At 63.0% G+C, this 24,200-nt stretch carries 16 protein-coding genes, 2 tRNA genes and 1 CRISPR repeat array; of the genes, 7 read left to right on the plus strand and 11 right to left on the minus strand.

From position 1 onward, the window contains the following. The first annotated feature begins 43 nt into the window (after nt 1–43). The 3 genes from cas4 to cas2 are packed head-to-tail and all read left to right on the plus strand — an operon-like array spanning nt 44 to nt 2,045. Complete coding sequence (cas4, locus tag ENJ54_08730) at nt 44–712, plus strand: CRISPR-associated protein Cas4 (protein HFC09916.1); 669 nt, start codon at nt 44–46, stop codon at nt 710–712. Beyond that, on the plus strand, nt 709–1,740 hold the full coding sequence (cas1c, locus tag ENJ54_08735; protein ID HFC09917.1) for a type I-C CRISPR-associated endonuclease Cas1: 1,032 nt from the start codon (nt 709–711) through the stop codon (nt 1,738–1,740). The genes cas4 and cas1c overlap by 4 nt, the downstream gene beginning before the upstream one ends. Before the next feature lie 14 nt (nt 1,741–1,754). Then, nucleotides 1,755–2,045 carry a CRISPR-associated endonuclease Cas2 gene (gene cas2, locus ENJ54_08740; protein ID HFC09918.1) on the plus strand — a complete coding sequence of 97 codons (291 nt, stop codon included), beginning with the start codon at nt 1,755–1,757 and terminating at the stop codon, nt 2,043–2,045. A gap of 170 nt (nt 2,046–2,215) precedes the next feature. Continuing rightward, nucleotides 2,216–7,202: a CRISPR direct-repeat array (repeat unit 34 nt; unit sequence GTCGCTCCCCCTCGCGGGGAGCGTGGATTGAAAC). Nucleotides 7,203–7,341: 139 nt separating this feature from the next. On the opposite strand, the gene ENJ54_08745 is transcribed toward cas2, so the two are convergent. Next, nucleotides 7,342–7,418: transfer RNA gene (locus ENJ54_08745), tRNA-Pro, on the minus strand. Between the two features lie 188 nt (nt 7,419–7,606). Here ENJ54_08745 and ENJ54_08750 point away from each other — a divergent pair. Beyond that, entirely contained in the window at nt 7,607–7,852 is a 246-nt protein-coding gene (locus ENJ54_08750; protein ID HFC09919.1) for a hypothetical protein, read from the plus strand. 67 nt (nt 7,853–7,919) lie between these two features. Here the strand turns inward: ENJ54_08750 and ENJ54_08755 are convergent. From ENJ54_08755 to ENJ54_08800, 10 genes are all read right to left on the minus strand, one after another. Next, a tRNA-Ser gene (locus ENJ54_08755) sits at nt 7,920–8,010 on the minus strand. Between the two features lie 42 nt (nt 8,011–8,052). Beyond that, the gene (locus ENJ54_08760; GenBank protein HFC09920.1) at nt 8,053–8,490 is read right to left on the minus strand and encodes a hypothetical protein; all 438 of its coding nucleotides are present in this window, start codon (nt 8,488–8,490) and stop codon (nt 8,053–8,055) included. Beyond that, entirely contained in the window at nt 8,487–11,297 is a 2,811-nt protein-coding gene (locus tag ENJ54_08765; GenBank protein ID HFC09921.1) for a DNA polymerase III subunit epsilon, read from the minus strand. Before ENJ54_08765 ends, ENJ54_08760 begins: the two co-directional genes overlap by 4 nt. A 284-nt stretch (nt 11,298–11,581) precedes the next feature. After that, nucleotides 11,582–13,021: a phosphoglucomutase/phosphomannomutase family protein gene (locus ENJ54_08770; GenBank protein ID HFC09922.1), complete on the minus strand. Its 1,440-nt coding sequence runs from the start codon at nt 13,019–13,021 to the stop codon at nt 11,582–11,584. Nucleotides 13,022–13,137: 116 nt separating this feature from the next. After that, nucleotides 13,138–13,866, minus strand: coding sequence for a hypothetical protein (locus ENJ54_08775; GenBank protein ID HFC09923.1), 729 nt, complete (start codon nt 13,864–13,866; stop codon nt 13,138–13,140). A 127-nt stretch (nt 13,867–13,993) separates the two neighbouring features. Beyond that, nucleotides 13,994–14,755 (minus strand): hypothetical protein, encoded by a 762-nt coding sequence (locus ENJ54_08780; GenBank protein HFC09924.1) that lies wholly within the window; start codon nt 14,753–14,755, stop codon nt 13,994–13,996. Nucleotides 14,756–14,774: 19 nt separating this feature from the next. Then, complete coding sequence (locus ENJ54_08785) at nt 14,775–16,013, minus strand: exonuclease SbcCD subunit D (protein HFC09925.1); 1,239 nt, start codon at nt 16,011–16,013, stop codon at nt 14,775–14,777. Next, entirely contained in the window at nt 16,013–17,035 is a 1,023-nt protein-coding gene (locus ENJ54_08790) for a D-2-hydroxyacid dehydrogenase (GenBank protein HFC09926.1), read from the minus strand. Before ENJ54_08790 ends, ENJ54_08785 begins: the two co-directional genes overlap by 1 nt. Before the next feature lie 201 nt (nt 17,036–17,236). Further along, nucleotides 17,237–18,796: an L-lactate permease gene (locus ENJ54_08795; protein ID HFC09927.1), complete on the minus strand. Its 1,560-nt coding sequence runs from the start codon at nt 18,794–18,796 to the stop codon at nt 17,237–17,239. 7 nt (nt 18,797–18,803) lie between these two features. After that, nucleotides 18,804–19,430 carry a uracil phosphoribosyltransferase gene (locus tag ENJ54_08800; GenBank protein HFC09928.1) on the minus strand — a complete coding sequence of 209 codons (627 nt, stop codon included), beginning with the start codon at nt 19,428–19,430 and terminating at the stop codon, nt 18,804–18,806. A gap of 86 nt (nt 19,431–19,516) precedes the next feature. Here ENJ54_08800 and ENJ54_08805 point away from each other — a divergent pair, with 86 nt between their 5' ends. The 3 genes from ENJ54_08805 (at nt 19,517) to ENJ54_08815 (ending at nt 24,174) form a co-directional block, all read left to right on the plus strand. Continuing rightward, a complete protein-coding gene (locus tag ENJ54_08805) occupies nt 19,517–20,911 on the plus strand; it encodes an MFS transporter (protein HFC09929.1) in 1,395 nt (464 codons plus the stop codon). 323 nt (nt 20,912–21,234) lie between these two features. After that, on the plus strand, nt 21,235–22,941 hold the full coding sequence (gene hflB, locus ENJ54_08810) for an ATP-dependent zinc metalloprotease FtsH (GenBank protein HFC09930.1): 1,707 nt from the start codon (nt 21,235–21,237) through the stop codon (nt 22,939–22,941). 3 nt (nt 22,942–22,944) lie between these two features. Next, entirely contained in the window at nt 22,945–24,174 is a 1,230-nt protein-coding gene (locus ENJ54_08815) for an insulinase family protein (GenBank protein HFC09931.1), read from the plus strand. Nucleotides 24,175–24,200: the final 26 nt, after the last annotated feature.

The raw sequence follows: 24,200 nt of genomic DNA on the forward strand, positions 1-24,200 counted from the left end.
GGGATGCCGGAGTTCCTGGCCGGCGTCCCCTCGCCGCCTACCCATGAGCACATACCCGCCCGACGAATGGCTTCCCCTCTCCGGCATCCAGCACTTCGTCTTTTGCCGACGGCAGTGGGCGCTGATCCACATTGAAGGCCAGTGGGCCGAAAACGCGCTCACCGCCGAAGGCCGCCTGTTGCACCGCCGGGCCGATGAGCCGTTCATCACCGAAAAGCGCGGCGATGTGCTCATCGCCCGCGCGGTGCCGGTGGCTTCCCCCACCCTGGGCCTCAGCGGCATCTGCGATGTGGTGGAATTTGTGCGCGCCGCGGAGGGTGTCCAGCTTCCCGGGCAGGAAGGCCGCTGGCAGCCCGTGCCCGTGGAATACAAACGCGGGCGCAAGAAACACGGCCCCGAAGACGAAGCCCAACTCTGCGCCCAGGCCATGTGCCTGGAAGAAATGCTGCTGACGGAGATCCCCCAAGGCTACATTTTCTACGCCCAAACCCGCCGTCGTGAGCCAGTGGCCTTTACCCCTGAACTGCGCGACCTGGTGCGCAAAGCGGCGCAGGAAATGCACCAATACTTTCGTCGTGGCTACACCCCGCGCGTCAAACCTTCCAAAGCCTGCCGCTCGTGTTCCCTGGCCGACATCTGCCTGCCCAGCCTGCAAAACCGCCGCCTCACCGCCTCGGCCTACATCCAAAAATACCTGGACGACCTGGCATGAAGAAACTCGGCAACGTGCTCTATGTCACCACCCCCGAAGCCTACCTCTCGCTGGAAGGCGAAACCGTGGTGGTCAAAAAAGAAGAGGGCAAGGCACTCAAACTGCCGCTGCATAACCTGGAAGCCATCGTGTGCTTCAACTACCCCGGCATCAGCCCGGCCCTGATGGGCGCCTGCGCCGCGCGCGGCATCGGCCTGACCTTCCTGCGCCCCAGCGGGCGCTTTCTGGCGCGGGTGGTGGGGCCGGTCAAGGGCAACCTGCTTCTGCGCAAGAAGCAATACCAGGTCGCCGCAGACGAGGCCGCGCGCCTGCCCATTGCAGTTTCCTGCGTGCTGGCGAAAATCGCCAACAGCCGCGTGGTCATCGAGCGGGCGCTACGCGACCATGCCATGCTGGTAGACACTCAGGCCTTGCTGGAGGCTTCCACCTTCCTGAAAGCCACCTTGCCTGCCGTACGCGATGCCGACAGCCTGGAAACCCTGCGCGGCCTGGAGGGCAGCGCCGCCAAGCAATACTTCCGCGTCTTCGGCAAACTGGTGCTCAAGCAAAAGGAAGACTTTCCCTTCAAGGAACGCAACCGCAGGCCGCCGCGCGACAACCTCAACGCGCTGCTTTCCTTCCTGTACTCCCTTTTGACCTACGAGGTCGCCTCCGCGCTGGAAGGTGTGGGGCTGGACCCCCAGGTGGGATTCCTGCACGCCGATCGTCCCGGACGCCCCTCGTTAGCGCTGGATTTGATGGAAGAACTGCGCCCCATGCTGGCCGACCGCCTGGCGCTCACCCTGATCAACCGCAGGCAAATCAAGGGCAGTGGTTTCACCCGCAAGGAAAGCGGCGGCGTGCTGATGGACGACGACACCCGCAAGAAAGTGATTACCGCTTGGCAGGAACGCAAGCGGGAGCCAATCATGCACCCTTTCCTGAAAGAGCGTATCCCCATTGGGTTGATTCCCCATGTGCAGGCGCAACTGCTTGCCCGCCACCTGCGGGGCGATTTGGACGCGTATCCGCCTTTCTTTTGGAGTTGAACGAGGAGCCTGAAATGATGGTACTGGTCACTTACGATGTCAACACCGAAAGCCCGGCCGGGCAGGCGCGTCTGCGCAAGGTGGCCAAAATCTGCGAAGACTACGGCCAGCGGGTGCAAAACTCGGTATTTGAGTGCCTGATAGACACTGCCCAACTGAAAGTGTTGAAAGCGCGGCTAAGCGACGTCATCAACCCGGAAACAGACAGCCTGCGGTTCTACCTTCTGGGCAACAACTGGAAAGGGAAAATAGAGCACATTGGCGCCAAAGCGCCGGTAGACCTGGAAGGCACCCTCGTGGTGTAGAAAAAGGCACCTGCGAACCGCAAGCGATCATAAAAATGTGCGGAGGTTCGCAGGTCAAAAGGCACCTTAACAACCGAACAGCCCCACAAACAAGGGGCATTCTGGGATAAAATAGCGGAAGCCAGCGCCATATCTGGCGGCGTTGGTGTTTTTGAACGCCAGATGTTGCGGTCGCTCCCCCTCGCGGGGAGCGTGGATTGAAACTGCCTATTTGGGCATAACCTGGCAGAAATTGGCAAGTCGCTCCCCCTCGCGGGGAGCGTGGATTGAAACCCGTGCGCTCCCATATTCCCGATAGTTGAAATTATGTCGCTCCCCCTCGCGGGGAGCGTGGATTGAAACGGGCCGTGAACTGGAAAAACCAGCGGGGCCGGAAGGTCGCTCCCCCTCGCGGGGAGCGTGGATTGAAACCTTGTAAGGTAATTGTAAAGTACGAAATTTTCAGTCGCTCCCCCTCGCGGGGAGCGTGGATTGAAACTTCTCCATTTTTATGCCTCCTTATATCTCAACATAGTCGCTCCCCCTCGCGGGGAGCGTGGATTGAAACTGCCAGGTTATGCCTGAATGAGCAGAAGTAGGGCTGTCGCTCCCCCTCGCGGGGAGCGTGGATTGAAACGCTTTTGTGGCGTTTATCGCCCTGGTGTTTGTGCGTCGCTCCCCCTCGCGGGGAGCGTGGATTGAAACTTAGGGAAATTGTTAAAGATTTCCATGAGGATAAGTCGCTCCCCCTCGCGGGGAGCGTGGATTGAAACCTCGAAGCCTTGAAAAATGCCAATGTTATCGCTTGTCGCTCCCCCTCGCGGGGAGCGTGGATTGAAACCTCGAAGCCCTGAAGAAGGCCGAAAGCATTGAGTAGTCGCTCCCCCTCGCGGGGAGCGTGGATTGAAACTCTCCTTTGGTGGTGGGTGGTGGAATGAGGAAAGCGTCGCTCCCCCTCGCGGGGAGCGTGGATTGAAACATCGCCGCCCAATGAGGGCGGGTAGAACGCAGTCGGTCGCTCCCCCTCGCGGGGAGCGTGGATTGAAACCGTCCAAAACACCCAACCGCCGAAACTCGTCTTACGTCGCTCCCCCTCGCGGGGAGCGTGGATTGAAACGCCGCTCGCAAGGCGGATTTTCAAAACCTCGCTTGTCGCTCCCCCTCGCGGGGAGCGTGGATTGAAACTAAAATCTGCGATAACTTCGCCACTATCCGTATCATGTCGCTCCCCCTCGCGGGGAGCGTGGATTGAAACAAGGCCACATTGTCGGGCGACATGCCACGCAGGGCGTCGCTCCCCCTCGCGGGGAGCGTGGATTGAAACAATGCCAATTGCGCCGATGGTTCGCGAGGCCACCTGTCGCTCCCCCTCGCGGGGAGCGTGGATTGAAACAGTTTGATGTCGGTCACCGCGCTCCTGACATCAGCGTGTCGCTCCCCCTCGCGGGGAGCGTGGATTGAAACGGGCATAGAGCGCCCAACTATTTTTTAAGCGTCTAAGTCGCTCCCCCTCGCGGGGAGCGTGGATTGAAACTATATACCGTTTTTGCCAATTTTTGACAATCTCCGGTCGCTCCCCCTCGCGGGGAGCGTGGATTGAAACGCTGGCGAAACGGCGACGGTGGTCGAAGCGGTCATGGTCGCTCCCCCTCGCGGGGAGCGTGGATTGAAACACCTTCCATATTACCCCGGGTGACGCCTATATCTCGTCGCTCCCCCTCGCGGGGAGCGTGGATTGAAACGGGTTCTTTTCGGCAATGCAGCGGAGCTAACACCGTCGCTCCCCCTCGCGGGGAGCGTGGATTGAAACCTTGTAATTACCAGACAAGAAATGATTCTGGATAGTCGCTCCCCCTCGCGGGGAGCGTGGATTGAAACCGGTCGGTTGGCTGGAAAAATCAGCGTGGGCGGAAGTCGCTCCCCCTCGCGGGGAGCGTGGATTGAAACGTTGTAGTGTTTTTCGCAGTAATAAACGCCATTATGTCGCTCCCCCTCGCGGGGAGCGTGGATTGAAACAGCGGCCTGCTGATGATAGGCTTGCAGGTGGGGCGTCGCTCCCCCTCGCGGGGAGCGTGGATTGAAACACATAATTCCCGCTTGTAGATACTCTGTATTGCCAGTCGCTCCCCCTCGCGGGGAGCGTGGATTGAAACGCGGTAGTAGCACACTAACCACCTATTCCCAATCTGTCGCTCCCCCTCGCGGGGAGCGTGGATTGAAACGAGCCACCACCTGGAAAAATCAGCGTGGGCGGAAAGTCGCTCCCCCTCGCGGGGAGCGTGGATTGAAACCATATTACCTCACCACAATCATGTATGCTCCAGATGTCGCTCCCCCTCGCGGGGAGCGTGGATTGAAACCTCCAAGCTGCCTACTGCAAGCAGCATGTGAAGAGTCGCTCCCCCTCGCGGGGAGCGTGGATTGAAACCTCGCATGCGAGAAAATATGAACGCACAAAAGCGGTCGCTCCCCCTCGCGGGGAGCGTGGATTGAAACCCGCAATCCATACGGGAACCGTACCCGTTCCCTGTGTCGCTCCCCCTCGCGGGGAGCGTGGATTGAAACAGCGCCCATCGCGCGCGCCCACCAGGTCGTAGCACGGGTCGCTCCCCCTCGCGGGGAGCGTGGATTGAAACTTGGGCGCGAGATGTGACCGAGTTGGAGCAGTTTGTCGCTCCCCCTCGCGGGGAGCGTGGATTGAAACCTCGCCCTCCGGCGGATACCACTCCAAATCCAACGTCGCTCCCCCTCGCGGGGAGCGTGGATTGAAACCCTGCAAGTGAATGGCAAAGACCAACCTCAGCCGTCGCTCCCCCTCGCGGGGAGCGTGGATTGAAACCGAGAGAAAATTGAAGAATTATAAGAAAAACCCAAAAGTCGCTCCCCCTCGCGGGGAGCGTGGATTGAAACAATATAGTCATCAATATTATCTACGATAATGCACGTCGCTCCCCCTCGCGGGGAGCGTGGATTGAAACACTTCCAACCTGTAAATTTTAATTCCTGAGTATTGTCGCTCCCCCTCGCGGGGAGCGTGGATTGAAACGCCAGCGAAACCGCCCCGATTGTGGACGCAGTGTTGGTCGCTCCCCCTCGCGGGGAGCGTGGATTGAAACCCGTATTTTGCCGCCTGCCAACTGCGCGGGCCAGGTCGCTCCCCCTCGCGGGGAGCGTGGATTGAAACTGGTGAGACCTCGAAGGCTTGACGAAAGGCTTCTGTCGCTCCCCCTCGCGGGGAGCGTGGATTGAAACCGCTCAGGTTGAGGAGCGCTGCACCAAGAGCGTCGTCGCTCCCCCTCGCGGGGAGCGTGGATTGAAACACCCCCGGCACGTACGAAAACACCAGCGACAGGGTCGCTCCCCCTCGCGGGGAGCGTGGATTGAAACTGGATAGCATGCGTCTTGATGTACTCGCGATCCTGTCGCTCCCCCTCGCGGGGAGCGTGGATTGAAACAGTTCAGCAGGCGGCGTGTAGTACCGCTCCATCACGTCGCTCCCCCTCGCGGGGAGCGTGGATTGAAACTGGGGTGGTGTATTGGTTGTCGGCGCGGGCGGTGGTGGTCGCTCCCCCTCGCGGGGAGCGTGGATTGAAACAATTGGATTGTTTTGTTGCTCGGACATGATTCCCTCGTCGCTCCCCCTCGCGGGGAGCGTGGATTGAAACCCCCGCAATGGCGGCCCAAGCGTTCGCCCGCGAAGTCGCTCCCCCTCGCGGGGAGCGTGGATTGAAACACCTTCGACGTCCGCTGGGTGGACGGCGAATACATGTCGCTCCCCCTCGCGGGGAGCGTGGATTGAAACATGCTGACGCAGCGGCGGAATTGCGGGCGGCGTTAGTCGCTCCCCCTCGCGGGGAGCGTGGATTGAAACTGAGAAAACTGACGCCAAGCGCCGTCTGGCGACGTGTCGCTCCCCCTCGCGGGGAGCGTGGATTGAAACGGGGCTCCTGCTGCGGTGCGTCATCTGGCGGCACCGTCGCTCCCCCTCGCGGGGAGCGTGGATTGAAACGAATTGGAGGCCGAGGAAACCTACCTGCGCATGATGTCGCTCCCCCTCGCGGGGAGCGTGGATTGAAACGATGCTGCGCTGGCGAGGCGAGATGAGGCGCTGGCGAGTCGCTCCCCCTCGCGGGGAGCGTGGATTGAAACGTTGCTCAAATTGGTTTGCGTAATCCTCGCCGAGTCGCTCCCCCTCGCGGGGAGCGTGGATTGAAACATCTGCCACGCAAACCAAAAACGCTAATACTCCAGTCGCTCCCCCTCGCGGGGAGCGTGGATTGAAACGGCGTTCCGGCGGGCAGCGTTCCCACCGGCATTGGCGGTCGCTCCCCCTCGCGGGGAGCGTGGATTGAAACCCATCCGCTCCCTGGGGTTGCGTCATGTATAGATGTCGCTCCCCCTCGCGGGGAGCGTGGATTGAAACTATTTGTTTTCAACACTCTTGACAAGAGTTGAAAGTCGCTCCCCCTCGCGGGGAGCGTGGATTGAAACCAATCTTCACAAAGGGAGTTGACCAATGTCACAATGTCGCTCCCCCTCGCGGGGAGCGTGGATTGAAACTGGCCTGGGCAGTGACCGCCCCTCAGCGTGCTAACTGTCGCTCCCCCTCGCGGGGAGCGTGGATTGAAACGTCGACCTGGGGAATGTATTGCCGGGAATACCAGTCGCTCCCCCTCGCGGGGAGCGTGGATTGAAACTCGTGCCCGCTCCACTTTATGCCCTCTCTTTGCGTGTCGCTCCCCCTCGCGGGGAGCGTGGATTGAAACCTGCTGAGGGTTTGGTTAGCAACGGTGCTGGCACATGTCGCTCCCCCTCGCGGGGAGCGTGGATTGAAACAACCGCACCCAAAACGCACCGCCGCCGCCCAGCGGGTCGCTCCCCCTCGCGGGGAGCGTGGATTGAAACGGGTTCGTGGCCGGGCGTGGCGGGGCATGTTGACGTCGCTCCCCCTCGCGGGGAGCGTGGATTGAAACCTCCCTCGCGGCGGGCGAAGTGGCACAGGTTGAGGTCGCTCCCCCTCGCGGGGAGCGTGGATTGAAACACGCCCGGTCGTTGACGAATTATAGATCGTAGCCGGTCGCTCCCCTCGCGGGGAGCGTGGATTGAAACGCCTCGGTGTACTCCTTCACCACATAGAGCGCCTTGTCGCTCCCCCTCGCGGGGAGCGTGGATTGAAGACGTGGGGAGGATGGATATAGCCATTGCTCCTGACCGAGGGCTTGCACAAGGGCATTGAACGCACAAACGCCCGCGGATTTTCCGCGGGCGTCGATGCTGGCAAGAAAGGGGCGAAGCCCCAAAACCATGTTGGGGAAGTTAGTCGGGGCGGGCGGATTTGAACCGCCGACCTCACGGACCCGAACCGTGCGCTCTTCCGGGCTGAGCCACGCCCCGATAGCGGGGCGGATTATAACCCAATCTCTCCGATTTGACAATCCTCACTCGAAGGCTTATACTTAGGCAACCTTCTTGTTCTGGAGAATGCCCCGCCATGCGAGTTCCCGCTTCTCCCAACTGTTGAGCCGTGAGTCACAGGCACGCCCGCGCGTGCCTGTGTTTTTATCCCACGAAAGGAGCGACTTATGGATTCTGGGATGGTTCGGAAGATTGAAAAGGCCAAACGCTATGCACAGGAGCGCGATCGGTTGCGCTTCGAGGGCCTCAAGGTCACTTTTCAGGGCGCGAACAACCCCCATGTGGTCACTTTTGAGCAAGGGCAGTGGCATTGCGATTGCGATTTCTTTCAAATGCGCGGCCGCTGCAGCCATACGATGGCACTGGAATACATTTTCGAGGAATGCCGCCTGACGCTGGCGGAAGAAGCCTGAGACCCCCGTTTGAAATAGTGTTGCAGAAAGCAAACAAGGCAGCCTTTTGGCTGCCTTGTGGTTTTTCTGGCGGAGAGGGTGGGATTCGAACCCACGGTGGCCCTAAGGACCACAGCGGTTTTCGAGACCGCCCCGTTCGTCCACTCCGGCACCTCTCCGTAAAGGGCAGACTGGGGGGAGTGCCTGCCTGGGCAGCCGAATTATACCAGAATTTCCCCCGAATTGTTGTTCTTCAAAGCCATGCGCACGCGGTTTTCGATGGCAATGGCTTCGCGTTCCAGGTCAATGCCGTGCTGCGGATGGTGGGTAGGAATGCCCTCCCGCCGGGTGCGGAAGTATTCCCGCAGGTAGCGCCGCAGGAAGCGCCACGCCCCTAATTGCTGCCATTGCCGAATGTGCACGGCTTCGTGCGCCAGCAAAGCGGCTTGTTTGGCGGGGTTGAGGCTGGCAAAATAGGCCGCATCGGGCACGAACACCGTGCGCCCCAGGGTCACCGCGGCCGGCGGTGCATCCCACAGGCGCACCAGGAAGCCCACCAGCCGCGCGCGGGGCGTGCCAACCACCAGGCGGGCATCGGCGGGCCAGCCAAAGCCTGCCGCTTGCAAAAGTGCGGCTGCGGTGGGGGGCGGTTTCGTCATTCCCCGCCCCCCTTGGTTTCGGGGATGCCTCGCGCCAGCCAGCGGGAAGCCACGGCCGGCAGCCGGTGCATGGGGCCCTGATGCCGGGTGCACGGCGGCAAGGAATCCAAGAAAACCTGGCCATAGCGACGGCTAAGCAAGCGTTTGTCTAACACCACCACCACCCCGCGGTCGGTTTTGGTGCGGATGAGCCGCCCAAACCCTTGTCGAAAGGCCAGAATGGCTTCCGGGAGCTGGTATTCGTTGAAAGGGTCTTCGAACGTTTCGGCGCGGGCGGCCACCAGCGGGTCGCTGGGCACGGCAAAGGGAAGTTTGACAATGACGAGCACCGAAAGCGCCTCGCCGGGAATGTCCACGCCTTCCCAAAACGAGCGGGTGCCCAGCAGCACGGCGCCGTCGCTGGTGCGAAAATCTTCGAGCAGCGCCTGGGGAGAGGCGCCGCCGCCTTGTTCGTACACGGCCAGCCCGGCTTCTTCCAGCGCAGGGCGAATGGCGCGAGCGGTGCGTTGCAACTGGGCGTAGGAGGTGAAAAGCGCCATCATGCGCCCGCGCGTGGCTTTGGCGAGGTGGGTCAGGGTGCGTTCTACGGCCTGCTGGTAGCCAGGACGGTTCGGCTCGGGGATGTCGTTGACGACGTACAACAGGGCGGCGTGTTCGTAGTCGAAAGGCGAACCGAGGATGAGTTCGTCGGCATCTTCGGCAGCAAGCCGCTGGCGCAGGTAATCCATTTCGCCGCCGGTGGTCAGTGTGGCCGAGGTGAGCACCACGGTTTCCTTCTTCTCCCAGATGTGCTTGCGGATGCCCTCGCCCACTTCCAACGGCGCGCCGTGCAGGGCCAGCCACCGCCCCCGCGGGCGCAGTTCCGCCCAATAGACCATGTTGTCTTCCGGCGCGGCAATCAGGGTGTGCAACATTTGCCCGCTTTCTTCCAGCCGCTGGCGGATGTTGGCGAGTTCGTTGGCTAAGTCGAGGGTCTTTTCATCGGAAGGCACCCGGCCGGAAGCCAGAGCCTCGCGCAGGTTGTGCAGAGCGCGGTTGAGGTTGGCGAGAGCGCGAGACGCGTCGTCCCAGGCGATTTCCACGGCTTCCCACTGGGGTTGGCTGCGCATGGCGGGGGTGAGGCGCACTTGCTGGGCATATTGCCCCAAGGGGCGGCCTTCGCGGGCTTCTTCCATAAAGTCGGCGAGGGCGCGGAAGGTGTCGTTGAGGGCTTCCTGAAGTACGAAGGCGCGGCTGGTGATGTCGTCGATGCTGGCCATGATTTCTTCGCGCACTGCGAGCGGCCAGCCGCGAGCCTGCGCGGCGAGCGCCCCCAGCAGACCGGCCCGCGGGCCACCCAGTTCTGAGAGCATACGGCGCAGGTCTTCGCGCGTGATTTCGAAGCCCAGGGCGTGTGTGAGGGCGCTTTCCAGGTGGTGGGCTTCGTCGACGATGAGGTAGTTGTATTCGGGCAGCACGCGGTTACCGGTGGCGGCATCGCTGAGCAGCAGGGCGTGGTTGACCACCAGCAGGTGGGCGTGCTCGGCCGCGGTGCGCGCCCGCTGGAAAGGACACTGGCCGCTGCTGTAACGCATGCAGTTGTCGGCCGTGCAGGCAGGGGCATCGGCGGAAATGCGCTGCCACACGGCATTTTCGGCTGCGCCGCGCAGGTTGATTTCCGCGCGGTCGCCGCTGCCGCCTCCGTGCAGCCACACCAGCACCTTGGCGAGCACCCGTGCCTCTTCGGGCGTTTTCTGACGCTTGTTGAGCAACGCGTGCAGACGGTGGGGGCAAAGGTAGTTGGCGCGCCCTTTCAGCACGGCGGCCTGCAAGGGCTTGCCCAGCACTTCTTGCACCAGCGGAATGTCTTTTTGAATGAGTTGGTCTTGCAGGTTTTTGGTGTTGGTAGAGATGACCACGCGGGTGTTGTGTTGCCACGCGAAGGCCGCCGCAGGCAGCAGGTAGGCCAGCGACTTGCCGGTGCCGGTGCCGGCTTCCACAATCAGGTGGCGTCGGCGGTCGAAGGCTTCGCTGACGGCTTGAGCCATCTGCACCTGGTGCTGCCGGTGCTCAAACTGGGGGAAGCGTTGCTCCAGCGCGCCGCCCGGTTCCAACAACGCCGTCACCGCGCTGGCATCCAGCCCCCCCTCGGTGGTGGCTTCGCGAGCGCCGGGGGCGACCTGGAGCGGTTCGGGTTGCCACAGGGAAGGAGCGCTTTTGGGCGGGCGTTCCCCCGCGCGGGTGCGGCGCATCAGCACTTGCTGGAACGGCCATGTACCCAGCCAGGCGGCATCCACCCCCATTTCGACGATGTTGGCGAGCAGCGGCAGCGGCAGGTCGTCGATCATTTCGGCCAGGCGCAGGTAAAGGTGCGCGTTGACACGGGCGTCGTCTAAGGCTCGATGGGTGGCTTGAAAGGGAATGCCCAGCGCGTGCCCCAGCGCGCCCAGGCCGTAACGGCTGGCCGAGGGCATGAGCACCGAGGCCAGTTCGTAAGTGTCGACCACTTCGTTGGTGAAGACCATGCCCGCGGCTTCCAGGAAGCCCAGGTCGAAGCGGATGTTATGGCCGATGATGATGGCATCGCCGAGGAAGTCGGCCAGGTCGTCGAGCACGTCGTCCAGCCGCGGGGCGCGGGCGACCATCGCGTCGCTAATGCCGGTCAGGCGGGTGATGAAACCGGAAATGTGGCCGGTTGGGCGGACGAGGGTGGCGAATTCGTCTTCAATGCGCCGCGCGGTGAAGCGCACCGCACCGATGTCGATGATTTCGTCCGCACGCGGGTCGAGGCCGGTGGTTTCCAGGTCGAGGGCAACAAAAGTGGTCATGGAAAACTCGCTTGATAGGAAGCACAGAAATAAGGCTGTTGTTTTTTGTGCACAGGCCGGAACAAGGCCTTTCTGAAGTATAACCTCAGTGGCGGATAATCTCTCTGGCGGTGTTTCGTGCTGCGCGGAGCGGCCTTCGACCGCGATGGCTCCGCATTCTCCGCTCAACGCGCTGATCCGAAACTCAGGTAAGTATAACTTACGCTCGCCGGGAAAAACGCCCCCGCACCGGCTTCCAGCGGTGGGGGGCGAGGGAAGGGCGGAAACGCCGGGGCATAGAGGCCCTACGCGACCTCTTGCGCTATATGCTCGCCGAAGGCCAGTAGGGCTTTTACCATCTCGGGCGAGCGCCCTTCGGCATACACCCGCAGCACTGGCTCGGTGCCCGAGGGGCGAATCAGCAGCCAGGAATCGTCGGCCAGGATGTATTTGCAGCCGTCCAGCGTGCTGACTTCCGTTACGGCTTCCCCGCCGATGGCCTGGGGGGCGTTTTCGGCCAGGCGCTGCGTCATGCGGCTTTTGGAAACCGGATGCCGCAGGCGTAGATCGGTGCGGGCGTAGTGCGCCGGGCCAACTTCCGCCAGCAAGTCTTCCACCAGCGCGGAGAGCGGCTCGCGATAGTAGGCCAGCATTTCCAGCATCAGCAGCCCCATCAGCACGCCGTCGCCTTCGGGAATGTGTCCCTGGAAGGCAATGCCGCCGGATTCTTCGCCGCCGATGAGGACGTTTTCGCTGAGCATGTAGTCGGCAATGTGGTTGAAGCCGACCGGGGTTTCGTGCACCGTGAAGCTATATTTTGCCGCCAGGCGATCGATCATCCGGGTGGTGGACACGGTGCGTACCACCGAGCCGCGCAGACCGCGCTCCTCGGCCAGGTAGCGCAGGCTGAGGGCCATGATTTTGTGCGGGTCCACGAAGTTGCCGCGCTCGTCCATCGCGCCAATGCGGTCGGCGTCGCCGTCGGTGGCAAGGCCCACGTCGCCGCGGCCGCTGGCAATGGCCGTGGCCAGCGCGCCGAGGTAACGGGCAATGGGTTCCGGATGCACGCCGCCGAAGCCGGGGTTCATCTCGGCGCGGATTTCGTGCACTTCCACACCCGTGCCCTGCAGGAAGGCGCGCATCACGCCCCGCCCGGAGCCGTACATGGAATCCACCACGGCGCGCAGCTTGCCTTCGGCAATGCGACCGGCATCGATGAGGGTGTGCAGGTGAGCAAAATAGTCGGGCAGGGGGTTGAAACGTTCCAGCAGGCCGAGTTTGCGGGCTTTTTCGTAATCCATCAGATTGGGGCCGCGGCCGCGTTCTTCGTTGTCGTTGAGGTAAACCTCCACGCGGCGCGCCTGTTCGGGCGGCGCCGAGCCACCATAGGCGGCTTTGAGTTTCACGCCGTTGTAGCGCGGCGCGTTGTGGGAAGCCGTGATCATCACCCCCGCGGCCGCTCCTTTGTGCTTCACCGCGTAGGAAATGGCCGGCGTGGGGGCGTCGGCGTGCGCCAGCCAGACCTTGATGCCGTTGGCCGCCAGCACACGCGCCACTTCGCGGGCGTAACGGTCGGAAAGAAAGCGGGTGTCGAAGCCAACGACCGCGGTCAGGTCGCCTTCGTTGCCGTTGGCGTCGGCCTGCATGGCGTCGGCGATGGCTTGAGCCACCAGGCGCAGGTTGTGGAAGGTGAAAGTGTCGGAGATGACGGCGCGCCAGCCGTCGGTGCCAAAGTGAATGGGCATGGGGAAACCTCGGGATTAGGGGATTGGCTGCTTGGTGTCGTATTTGCGCGCTTTGCCTTCCTGGCGCGCTTTGCGTTAACCTCTTTGCGGCTTTGGCGGCATCTTGACGCTTGGCGTTACGCTTTTGCCGCTTGTTCTTCTTTCCAGTTGTTGAGGGCTTGCACGAGCAAGGCCGTAGCGGTGCTGCGGTGCGCTTCAGCGGCTTCCCACGGGTCTTGGCCCGCGGCTTCCAGCAGGTCATCGGCGAGGGCATCGGTCAGCCCTTCGCGGCCCAGGCGGGCGAGAAAGCGTTGCTTAGCGTCGGGCGGCAGGTCACTGCGTTCCAGCAGGCGGCGCACTTCGGCAGGCGAGGTGTGCATGTTCAGCAGGCGGTAGCGCAGGAAGGTACGGAAGCGGAAGCCGAGGGAGGCGTTGGCAAGGAAGCGCAGGGCGTAAATGGTGCCCACGAACCAGCCGAGCCAAGTGGCTGCAAGGAGCGGCTTGCCGAGCCAAAACGGCAGGTGGGGAAGCAGCCACCGGAAGATGGCGTGCGTCATCACAAACAGCACGCCGGTATCGGCGGTAAAGACGAAAGCCGTAGCCGCCCCGGCCATCAGAAAAAGCAGCCATTGGCTGACCTCGTGGGCGGGCGGCACCTCGGGCGGCAAAGGGGTGGCGCTGATCTCCACCGTGGCATCCAGCGCGACCAGCGCCAACGCGACCACAGCCGCCCCGGCGTACCAGGCCCAGCCCACGCCCAGGATAGCGAAGGGGTAAAGCCGCCACAACGCCACCACCAGCGCGGTGCTTACGGCTGCGCCCAGCCACAGGGCAGCGAAATAAAGCCAGCGCAAGAAACGCCACATTCAAAGTACCTTCTGGGGTTGAGGAAGAACTGCAGAAAACACAGAGCGTTTTCTCGGCGTCCTTTGCTTTCTTCGCGCCTCGGCGTCAACCTCTTGGCGCCTTTGGCGGCTTTTTTGCGGCTTTGCGTTACGAAAAGGCCGAAGTGGAAAGATCTTCATCGTCCGGGTGCGTTTCCTGCCACACGGCCAGGCTTTGGGAAAGCGCAGCGAAGCGGGAAAGCACCGCCCCGTCGTCGGCAGCCTCGATGTAGGGGGCAATGGCGTCCTGGATTTCCTGCACCATTTCCCGCGTCAGACCGCGCAATTGTACCTTACTGGTGAGGTCGGCTTTGACTCTTTCCGGCAGGGGCGCGTTTTGGAGCAAGGCAATGACGTCTTTCGGTGAAGGCGCTATCAGGCGGTCAAAGTGGCGGCGGAACCATTGGGTGAAATTGCGCTCGCCGAGCCACGCGCTGCCCATGAGAACGCCCATGAACCAGCCCATCCACATGGCGAAGACAGCCAGGAAGCCGACGGTGTAGGCGACCTCAGGCCAGCGCCCCAGCAGGGCTTCCGACCATATGGTCAGGGCGCGGGTGAGCACGATAGGGATGCCGACGACCACGGCGAAAACGCTCGCGACGAGGAAAATGAGGATGAGGTGGAAAATCCAGCGGCGTACTTCGGCCGATGCGGGCACGTCGGGCGGCGCGGGGTGCTGGCGGAGATCCAGTGCGGCGTTGAGAACCATGACCGCCGCGCCCAGGATAAACGCGCCGGCCAACCACACCCATCCCACACCGAGAACTTTCCCCGGTGCCACATGCCAGGCCAGCGTCACAAGGGCAATGGCTGCCAGCACACCCAGCCCAAGAGACCAAAGGAACAACCGTCGCAGAAAGTGCCACATGGAAAACACTCCCCAACCGTTACCCCGCGGTTTCGCTGGGGCGGTCCAGAATTTCCCGCGCCAGGTCCAGCAAGGCCTTGCGTTCTTCACCCTCGACCCCCCTGGCAAGCAAGTATTTGTCTACCAGTTCCAGAGGCGTCAGGCGTTCCAGGGGTTCATTGCCGAGGCGGGCGCGGGCTTCCACCTGAGGACGCTTGATGAGGTGGAATTCCAACGCGTGTTTGGTATGGGCATAAAGCGCAGCGTCGTCGATGTGGGCTTCCAGTTCTTGGGGGTAGGTCACAACCAGACGCACCACCGCGCCCTCCAGGGCCTCTTGTGGGCCGAGCGCCTCAATCAGCCGCTGCGTGGGGCTGACTTCGTTGGTGAGGGTTACACGGTGGTCGATGACCGGGCGAGTGGGTAGTTTGCGCCATGAGACCTGAGTGGGTTTTCCCGGCTCGATGGTGGCAATCACGAAAAACTTGTCTTCGTGCGCTTCGCCAAAATCCACCCGCTCAATGGAACCAGGGTAAATCACAGGGGGTTGATGGCCTTCGTTCAGGTCCTGTGCCTTGTGGATGTGGCCGAGGGCCACGTAAGCCCAGCGGGGGTTTTTGACGAGGGAAGCGGGCAGCACCAGGTCGTTGCCCAGCATAACCAGCCGCTCTGCGCCATATTTAGCCCCCTGCACCGAAGCATGAGCGGTGAGCACCAGGGGCAGTTCGGGAGTGGCCTGCTCAATGAGGTTTTCCACGCCGCTGGTGATCAGGTCGGCCATCCGGCTATAGACCTCTTCCAGCGACAGCCCTTCGGCCTGGTCGCCCAAAAAGGCCAACATGCCGCTGCGGGAAACCCACGGCAGGGCCACGATTTGCAGCGGCAGGCCGTCCAGGTCGTTGGGGGTGAGCAACGTGGGCCGGTCGACGACGTGCACATGGGGCACTTCGAAGGTATTGAAAGGGTCGAGGGCATGGGCGCGGCCCAGGGCGGGCGAAAGGTCATGGTTGCCCACCAGCAGCACGGTGGGAATGCCAGCCCGCGACAGCCGCATGATGCGCTTGCCCCACTCACGAATGAACGTTGGGGCGGGCGAGCGGTCTTTGAACGCGTCGCCCGCGAAGAGCACCAGATCCACCTTTTCTTCGATGGCTGTCTCGACAATGACATCCAGCGAGCGCAGGAAATCCATCACCCGCACGGGCAGGCCGGTTTCGGGGTCGTGCTTGCCCCGGTTGAGCATGTCGATGTGGGCATCGGCAAAATGGAGAATGCGCATCAGTAGCCTCGCTCGGGATGGTAGCGGTTGAAAAGCGGCTGCCCTTTGAGGTAGCGGGTCAGGTTGGCAGCAAACAACTTCATGGCGCGGGCATGGTAATGGGGGGTGTTGCCGGCAATGTGGGGGGAAAGGATGACGTTGGGCATCTCCCAAAGAGGGCTTTCGGGGGGCAGCGGTTCGTGGGGGAAGACGTCTAACGCCGCCCCGGCGAGTCGCCCGCTTTCCAACGCAGCAATCAAGGCTTCGTGGTCCACCACGCCGCCGCGAGAAACATCGACCAGGAAAGCGCCCGGCTTGAGGGCGTCGAACACCTCGGCGTTCACCATGCCGCGCGTTTCGGGCGTGAGCGGCACGGTGACCACCAGGAAATCGCACTCCCGCGCCATGCTGCGCAGGGCCTGGGGTGGGTAAAGGCGGCGGACGAAAGCCCCCTGCGGGTCGCCGTGGCCGGTGGGAATGTAGCCGCGGTCTTTGGGGTGCCTGACGTCGCGCTTGGTTGCCAGCACGGTCGCGCCAAAAGCGCGCACCAGGCGGGCGACTTCCCGCCCCAGGCTGCCGTAGCCCACGATGCCTACCGTGCTGGTGTTCAGTTCCACCGGCATGAAGCGCTGCCAGCGGTCTTGGGGCCACACCTTGCGCCGCTGGGCTTCCATCAACGCTGGCAGGCGGTGGCCCAAGGCCAGCAGCATCATCAGCACATATTCGCCCATTTGCGGCACAGCCGCGCCGCTCATCGTGGTGGCAATGACCTTGCCGCTGCGGATGAGCGGATGGTCGGCGACGTGGTCAATGCCCGCGAGGTGAAATTGCACCCACTTCAGGTTGGGCGCGGCTTCGGGGTCTGGCAGGGCGCTCCAGGTGTAGAGGATTTCCACCCGCTCCCAGAGCGCGGGGGGCACTTCCTGGGCGTCGCGCGCCGGGTGGACGATGATTTCGGCTTCCGGCGCGGCGGCCTTGAGCGGCTGCAAATGCGTTTCATCGATGGGCAGGGTGATCAAAATGACGGGGTTTCCCATGATCATACCGTCAGGATGAGGGCGTTGGCGAGCGCGAACAAGAAGAGCAAGCCGGTTTCGGCGGTGCGGGCATGGGCTTGCGCGGCAGGGTAAAGCGCTGCGGCGCTGCCCAGCATCAGCACCAGGGCGAGGGTGTGAACGGCAAACTTGCGATTGGCTTTTCGGGAAGGTTGAGACATGGCACGGTCCTCCGGCGGGGGCGTGGGGCTACCACAGGCCCACGGCCAGCGCCGCGACTGTGAGAACGCTGACCAGGGCCACCAGCAGCAGGATGTATTTGCCCAACGCGGCCATGACGTCGCCTTCCCGCCCGGCCATGCCGGTGGTGCTGGCGCCGACCACGACTTTGGTGGGGGCGAACACCGACGCCAGCGCGCCGCCGCTGCTCTGGGCGGCCAGAATGACCGCGACACTATACCCCAGCAGGTCGGCGGTGCGCTGTTGCAACGCGGCAAAGACGACGTTGGAATTGGTGTTGCTGCCGGTCATAAAGGCACCCAGCGCCCCCACCCAGGGCGCGACCAGCGGGTAGGCGCGCCCGACCGCGTCGGCCAGGCCGCGGGCCAGGGTCTCGGTCATGCCGGCGTGCTGCATCACCATCGCCATCGCGACCATCGAGGCAATGCCCACGCTGGAACCCATGACCCGGCGCACCGTGCCGCCGGCGATGCGCTTCAGCGCACCGGGCCGGTACCAGCCCGCCCGGCGGTAGAACAGGTAAGCCACCACCGCCGAATAAAACAGCACCGCCCCTGCGTGCCGAAAAAGCGGGATTTTCCGGCCCAGGCCAGCCGGGGTCACGAAGCCACGGGCGGTCTTCACAGCAGGGAAGGGCACTTGAATCACCAGCAGGCTTTCCAGGAAAGCCCGCACAGGGTGCACCAGTTGGACGGTGAGGGTGATGACCACCAGCGCGAGGTAGCCGGAGAGCGCGATGAAGAGCGTGCGGTTGTCGGGGCGGGGGGCGCTTTCCGCTGCAGGAGAAGCGGGGGAAGGCGCAGCCGCGGGCTGCCGCATGGCGAGCAACACGCCCACCAGCAACCCCGCCAGTCCGCCCCCCAACGCGCCGATGTTCCAGAGGTGGTGCGTTGCCAGCAGGTATTGCGTGCCGCCCATCACCGCGCCCATCACCAGCACGGTCGGCCACAGCCGTTTGACGGCTTCCCACCCTCCGGCTGTATGGGCCACCATCAGCCCCACCAGCAGGCCGGAAAGCCCCAAAAAGGTGGCCGTGGGTGGTGCCAGCAGCGTGCCCGGAAGGCCGGTGGCGGCCATGAGCGCCTGGAACGAGGTGGCCAGCGAGCCGAAACTGACAGCCCACGCGTGCCCCACCGAGGGCGCGACCACCGCCGTGAGGGGCGAGAACCCCAGCCCCACCAGCAGCGGTGCGGTCACGGCCACCGGCACGCCGAACCCGCCCACGCCTTGCAAGAACGAGGCAAAGGCCCATGCCAGCAGCAGCGCCTGCATCCCGCGATCGGCGGTCAGGCCGGGCAGCGCGCGCCCAATGGTTTCGATCGCGCCTGCCTCGTCGGCCACACGGTAGAGCAGGAAGGCCGCCCACACGATGAGCAGCACATCCAGCGTCAGAAAGAGGGCTTTGGCGTGGGCGTAGGCCAGCAGGCGCGGCCCGGCGCCAAAGTAGCCCACCGCCACGGCCAAAGCAGTGAGGTAGCCAGCGCCTCCCGCGCGGGATGCTCCCCACCGCTTGCCGATCATCAACCCCAGGATGACCAGAATGGGCAGCGATGCTAAGAGGAAAGCCATGACCGTCTCAGCCGGTGCCGAATTGCCGGTCGCCGGCGTCGCCGAGGCCGGGCAGGATGTAGCCGTTTTCGTTCAGCCGCTCGTCGATGGCCGCCAGGTGAATAGGCACGTCGGGGTGGCGTTCCTGCATGTGGGCGATGCCTTCCGGCGCACCGATGATACCCATGAACTTGATGCGCTTGACGCCCCAGCGCTTGAGGATGTCCACTGTCGCCACTGCCGAGCCGCCGGTCGCCAGCATGGGGTCGAGCACCAGGCAGAGGGTCACGGTAGGGGCAACGGGCAATTTGTTGTAGTATTCCACAGGCCGCAAGGTGCGCTCATCGCGATAGAGCCCAATGTGCCACACCTGTGCGCCGGGGAGCAGGTTCCACACACCTTCTACCATCCCCAGCCCGGCGCGCAAAATCGGCACCAGGCCAATGGTGTCGCTCACGGCTGTGCCGGTCATGGAAGCAAGGGGCGTTTCCACCGGTTTGGGATGGGTGGGCAGGTCGGCGGTGGCTTCGTAGGTCAGCAGGGTGGCGATTTCGCGCACCAGCGCCCGGAAGGTTTGGGGGTCGGTGCGTTTGTCGCGCAGCAAGGTGAGTTTGTGCGCGACCAAAGGATGCCGGGAAGGGAAAACATTCTCCATAGACTGCTCCGAAAGCAAGGTGCTTCCATTATAGCCCAAAAGAGGGAGGGGGTGCTGTGGTAAAATCCCCTATCCCAACTTACCAGATGGTAAACAGGAGCGGGTCAATGAAACAACGCAATCCGGTATTGTGGGTGCTTTTTCTTGGGGTGTTGATGGCGGCGCTGGATATCGCCATCATTGGCCCGGCATTACCTGCGATTCGCGACGGCTTCCACACGACCGACCGCGCGGTAGTGTGGGTTTTTACTACTTACCTGCTTTTCAACCTCATCGGAACGCCCCTGATGGCGAAACTTTCCGACCGGCTGGGGCGGCGCGATGTGTATATTGCCGATGTCTTGTTGTTCGTGTTCGGTTCCGTGGTGGTGGCGCTGGCTCCTTCGCTGACGTGGGTGGTAGTGGGGCGTGGCATCCAGGGCTTTGGGGCGGGGGGCATCTTCCCGGTGGCCTCGGCAGTGATTGGCGACACCTTCCCGCCGGAACGCCGCGGCCGCGCGTTAGGCATCATCGGCTCGGTGTTTGGGGTGGCCTTCTTGATTGGGCCGGTGCTGGCGGGGGTGGTGCTCAAGTTCTTCTCGTGGCACATGCTCTTCTGGGGGCCCGTGCCGTTCGCACTGTTGCTGATACCCGCCGCATGGCGTTGGCTGCCTGCCACGGGCAAAGCGGGCAACGGGAAAGCCGACTGGCAGGGCATGTTGCTGCTGGCGGCCTTGCTCAGCAGCCTGGCTTATGCGCTCAACCAACTCGACGCTGCCGACCTGGCCGCCAGCCTGCGCTCGCCCCGCGTGATGGGCTTTTTGCTGTTGGGGGTGGTGCTGTTGCCGGTGCTGGCGTGGGTGGAACGCCGTGCTTCTGACCCCATCATCCACCCGCGGTTGTTCGGCGGCCGTCAACTGGTGCTGGCCAATACCCTGGCTTTTGGAGCGGGCGTGATCGAGGGAAGTATGGTGTTCATCCCCGCGCTGCTGGTGGCGGCCTTTGGGGTTACTGAATCGAAGGCCAGTTTCATGCTGCTGCCGGTGGTGGCCACACTTTCCATCGGCGCGCCGCTTTTTGGGCACGGCCTGGACAAGGTCGGCTCCCGCTGGGTCATCATGTTGGGCACGGCACTGGCGGCGGTGGGCACAGCCATGTTAGGCTTCGTGCATCTGAGCACGGCAGTGTTCTACGTGGCGGCGGGTTTAATCGGCTTTGGGCTTTCGGCGCTGTTGGGGGCACCGTTGCGCTACATCATGCTGGCGGAAGCCCCGGCCGAAGAGCGCGCCTCGGCCCAGGCACTGATTTCGGTGATGACCAAAGTGGGGCAGATGATGACCGGCGCGGTGGTCGGCGCTGTGGCAGCCAGCATGGGCGGCGGCGTGCGAGGTTACGCCGCTTCGTTCCGGGTGCTGGGCGGCATTGCCGTGGTGCTCTTCTTGCTTTCCCTGCTGCTCAAGAACCGGGAAGCCGAGCAAGCCGCCCAACGTCAAACGGTCTGAGGCACGTGATGAGGTTTCCCCCTTCTGTGAGCATTTTGTTAAAACCTCCGACCGGGGGAAGACGGCTGGTATAATTTGCAGGTAATGATGGACATCCTTCAACAGTCTCGCACCGCTTTGGCGGGTGAGCGTTGTTGCTACTTAAGTGAACGGAGGTTTCTGTGAATACACCCCCTCGGAGTCGGGCTTCTACCCTTTACCTTTTCATCATCCTCGCCGTGGTGGCCGTGCTCTGGTACAGTTATGCGGGCAAAGGTGAACAGCAAACACCCCTTTACCTCAACCAGGTGGCTGCCGACCTGCACGCGGGCAAAATCACCCGCATGGTGGTCAAGAGCACCACGGTTGAGGTGATTTACAAAGACGGCACCAAACGCAGCGCCAACCTCGAACCCGGCGAGGGTTTCCTGCGGCAGTTGCGCGACCTTGGCGTTTCACCCACCGATCTCGCCCCCGACCGCGTCAAACTGGATTTCCAGCCGCCCAGCATCTGGCCCGACATTTTCACCGGCCTGATGTACGTTTTGCCCATCATCCTGGTGGTTGCCATGTTCTGGTACCTGATGCGGCAGAGCCAGGGCGGGGGCGGCGGCGCACTGGCCTTTGGGAAGTCGCGGGCGCGCATGTTCACCGGCGACCGCCCCATGGTGACTTTCGACGACGTCGCCGGTGTGGACGAAGCCAAAGAAGAACTGCAGGAAGTCGTGGAGTTTCTGAAGGAACCCGAGAAATTCCTCGCCCTCGGCGCGCGCATCCCTAAAGGGGTGTTGCTGGTCGGGCCGCCGGGGACGGGCAAAACCCTGCTGGCGAAGGCCGTGGCCGGGGAAGCGGGCGTGCCCTTCTTCTCCATCTCCGGTTCGGAATTCGTGGAAATGTTCGTTGGTGTGGGCGCGAGCCGCGTGCGTGACCTGTTCGACCAGGCCAAGCGGCATTCCCCCTGCATTGTGTTCGTAGACGAAATCGACGCCGTCGGTCGCCAGCGCGGCGCAGGGCTGGGCGGAAGCCACGATGAGCGTGAGCAAACCCTCAACCAGCTGCTCGTGGAAATGGACGGCTTCGACAGCGACACTAACATCATCGTGATGGCCGCCACCAACCGCCCCGACATCCTCGACCCGGCGCTGCTGCGCCCGGGCCGCTTCGACCGCCGGGTGGTGCTCGACCGCCCCGACATGCGCGGCCGGGAAGCCATCCTCAAAGTGCACGTCCGCGGCAAACCGATTTCCCCCGAAGTGGATTTGAAAGTGCTGGCGCGCTCCACGCCGGGCTTCGTGGGTGCCGACCTGGAAAATCTGGTCAACGAGGCGGCTATTTTGGCCGCCCGCCGGGGCAGCCACGTGGTCGAACAGCAAGATTTCGAAGAAGCCATCGAGCGGGTCATTGCCGGACCGCAGCGCAAGAGCCGCGTCATCAACGAAGACGAAAAGCGCATCGTGGCCTACCACGAGGCCGGGCACGCGGTGGTGATGCAGGCGCTGCCGGAAGCCGACCCGGTGCACAAGGTTTCCATCATCGCCCGTGGCATGGCCGGCGGCTACACCCTGACCCTGCCCGAAGAGGATCGCACCCTGATTTCCCGCCGCAAGGTGTTTGCCGATATGGTGGGATTGATGGGAGGGCGCGCCGCGGAGGAACTGGTGTTCGATGACATTACGTCCGGCGCATCCAACGACCTGGAACGCGTCACCCGCCTGGCGCGCACCATGGTGACGCGCTGGGGCATGAGCGATAGCCTGGGGCCGCTGGTCTATGGCAAGAAAGAAGAACTGGTGTTCCTCGGGCGGGAAATCGCCGAGCAGCGCGACTATTCGGAGACGATTGCTGAGCAGATCGATGCTGAAGTGCGGCGGCTGGTGAACGAAGCCTATGAGCAGGCCAAGAGCCTGCTGCAAAAGTACCGCGACAAACTCGATGCCGTGGCCCAGCGGCTGCTGGAAGAGGAAACCCTGTCGCGTGAAGAGTTCGAGGCCATCTTCCCGCCGCCGGTGCCCAAACACGCCACCCCGCGCCCCAAAAGCAGTAATGCCTGAGCCATGAGCGAGCGCTCGGCTTTCCCGTTGACCATCCTGAAACCGCCGCTGCAGCCCTTCGTTGCCGCGGCGGTTATCGTTCACGTGGGTTGGCGGCATGAGCCTCCCGCGCTGGCGGGCATCAGCCATTACCTGGAACACGTCCACTACCTCGGGTCACGCCGCTACCCCGATCCGGATGCTGTCACGGCGCGCTACGGCGTGGAGATCGGCGGCCCCACCCTTGCGGAAACCACCACCTTTGGCTTCGTTTCCCTGCGGGAAGACTTCTTTGCTGTGCTGCCGGTCTTGCTCGATATGGTCTTTCACCCCCGCTTCGACCCCAAGGCTGTGGCCCAAGAGCGGCAACACGCCGATGCTGGCGTTTCGCCCAGCGATTACACCCCCTGGGAATGGGTCGAAGTCAAAGCCGACGACCTGCTTTTCGGCACCGAAACGCTGGAAAGCCTGGGCACACCGCGCTCTATGGCTGCCATCACCCTCGATGACCTGAAAACCTGGCAACGGCGCTACTACCACTGGGGAAACAGCCACCTGGTCGTGGCAGGTGAAGTCGATGCTGCTGCCCTGCAGGATGCCATCCTGGCCGCTGCAGGCCCCAGCCAGGGAGAACGCCCGCGAGTGGTCCGGCGCGCGCACCAGCAACGGTGGTATTACGAACAACGCCCCAATGTGGGGAACCCCGAACTCTTTGTGGGCTTCCGCTTTCCGGCGCAAGAGGACCTGGTGCCCTATCACCTGTTGAGCATTTTGCTGGGCAATTACGCCGCGTCACCAGCCTTTCGCTCCCTGCGACGCGATGCGCCCGTGGCCTACATGCACGCCAGCGGCCTGCGGGTGCTTTCCACCGAAGGGCGGTTTGGCCTCTACGTCGGGATGGCGCAGACAGGCAAAGAAACGCCCACCTGGGAACGTGTGGTCAGCGTGTTGCAAACGATGAAACGTCGGCCAGTGTCAGAAGAAACGCTGGCCTGGGCCAAGAGGGTGTTCCGTATCAACCTCTTGCATCGCGCCGCCATGCCCATGCAGGCCATCCGCTTTCGGCGGGCGTGGGGGCAGTGGGGCAGGCCGTTCAGGGGATGGCAAGCCCTGGAAGAAGAGGCCGCGCGTGTCACGGCCGAAGATCTACAGCGCCTGGCCGCTTCGTTGTTTTCGCAAGAGCAGGCGTTCCTTGCTATGGTAGGGCCTTCCCCAGCGCCTGACCTGGCCGCCTGGCTGGCGATGTTGGATTAATTTCCAGAAAAACCTTGTTGAGCATC

Source organism: Chloroflexota bacterium (assembly GCA_011322445.1).
Lineage (GTDB): Bacteria > Chloroflexota > Anaerolineae > Anaerolineales > DRMV01 > DRMV01.

What these genes read in the sequence shown, in the direction of transcription:
- cas4 (HFC09916.1), top strand. Translation starts at nt 44, where the DNA reads ATGAGCACATACCCGCCCGACGAATGGCTTCCCCTCTCCGGCATCCAG.
- cas1c (HFC09917.1), top strand. Translation starts at nt 709, where the DNA reads ATGAAGAAACTCGGCAACGTGCTCTATGTCACCACCCCCGAAGCCTAC.
- cas2 (HFC09918.1), top strand. Translation starts at nt 1,755, where the DNA reads ATGATGGTACTGGTCACTTACGATGTCAACACCGAAAGCCCGGCCGGG.
- ENJ54_08750 (HFC09919.1), top strand. Translation starts at nt 7,607, where the DNA reads ATGGATTCTGGGATGGTTCGGAAGATTGAAAAGGCCAAACGCTATGCA.
- ENJ54_08760 (HFC09920.1), bottom strand. Translation starts at nt 8,490, where the DNA reads ATGACGAAACCGCCCCCCACCGCAGCCGCACTTTTGCAAGCGGCAGGC.
- ENJ54_08765 (HFC09921.1), bottom strand. Translation starts at nt 11,297, where the DNA reads ATGACCACTTTTGTTGCCCTCGACCTGGAAACCACCGGCCTCGACCCG.
- ENJ54_08770 (HFC09922.1), bottom strand. Translation starts at nt 13,021, where the DNA reads ATGCCCATTCACTTTGGCACCGACGGCTGGCGCGCCGTCATCTCCGAC.
- ENJ54_08775 (HFC09923.1), bottom strand. Translation starts at nt 13,866, where the DNA reads ATGTGGCGTTTCTTGCGCTGGCTTTATTTCGCTGCCCTGTGGCTGGGC.
- ENJ54_08780 (HFC09924.1), bottom strand. Translation starts at nt 14,755, where the DNA reads ATGTGGCACTTTCTGCGACGGTTGTTCCTTTGGTCTCTTGGGCTGGGT.
- ENJ54_08785 (HFC09925.1), bottom strand. Translation starts at nt 16,013, where the DNA reads ATGCGCATTCTCCATTTTGCCGATGCCCACATCGACATGCTCAACCGG.
- ENJ54_08790 (HFC09926.1), bottom strand. Translation starts at nt 17,035, where the DNA reads ATGATCATGGGAAACCCCGTCATTTTGATCACCCTGCCCATCGATGAA.
- ENJ54_08795 (HFC09927.1), bottom strand. Translation starts at nt 18,796, where the DNA reads ATGGCTTTCCTCTTAGCATCGCTGCCCATTCTGGTCATCCTGGGGTTG.
- ENJ54_08800 (HFC09928.1), bottom strand. Translation starts at nt 19,430, where the DNA reads ATGGAGAATGTTTTCCCTTCCCGGCATCCTTTGGTCGCGCACAAACTC.
- ENJ54_08805 (HFC09929.1), top strand. Translation starts at nt 19,517, where the DNA reads ATGGTAAACAGGAGCGGGTCAATGAAACAACGCAATCCGGTATTGTGG.
- hflB (HFC09930.1), top strand. Translation starts at nt 21,235, where the DNA reads ATGGTGGTCAAGAGCACCACGGTTGAGGTGATTTACAAAGACGGCACC.
- ENJ54_08815 (HFC09931.1), top strand. Translation starts at nt 22,945, where the DNA reads ATGAGCGAGCGCTCGGCTTTCCCGTTGACCATCCTGAAACCGCCGCTG.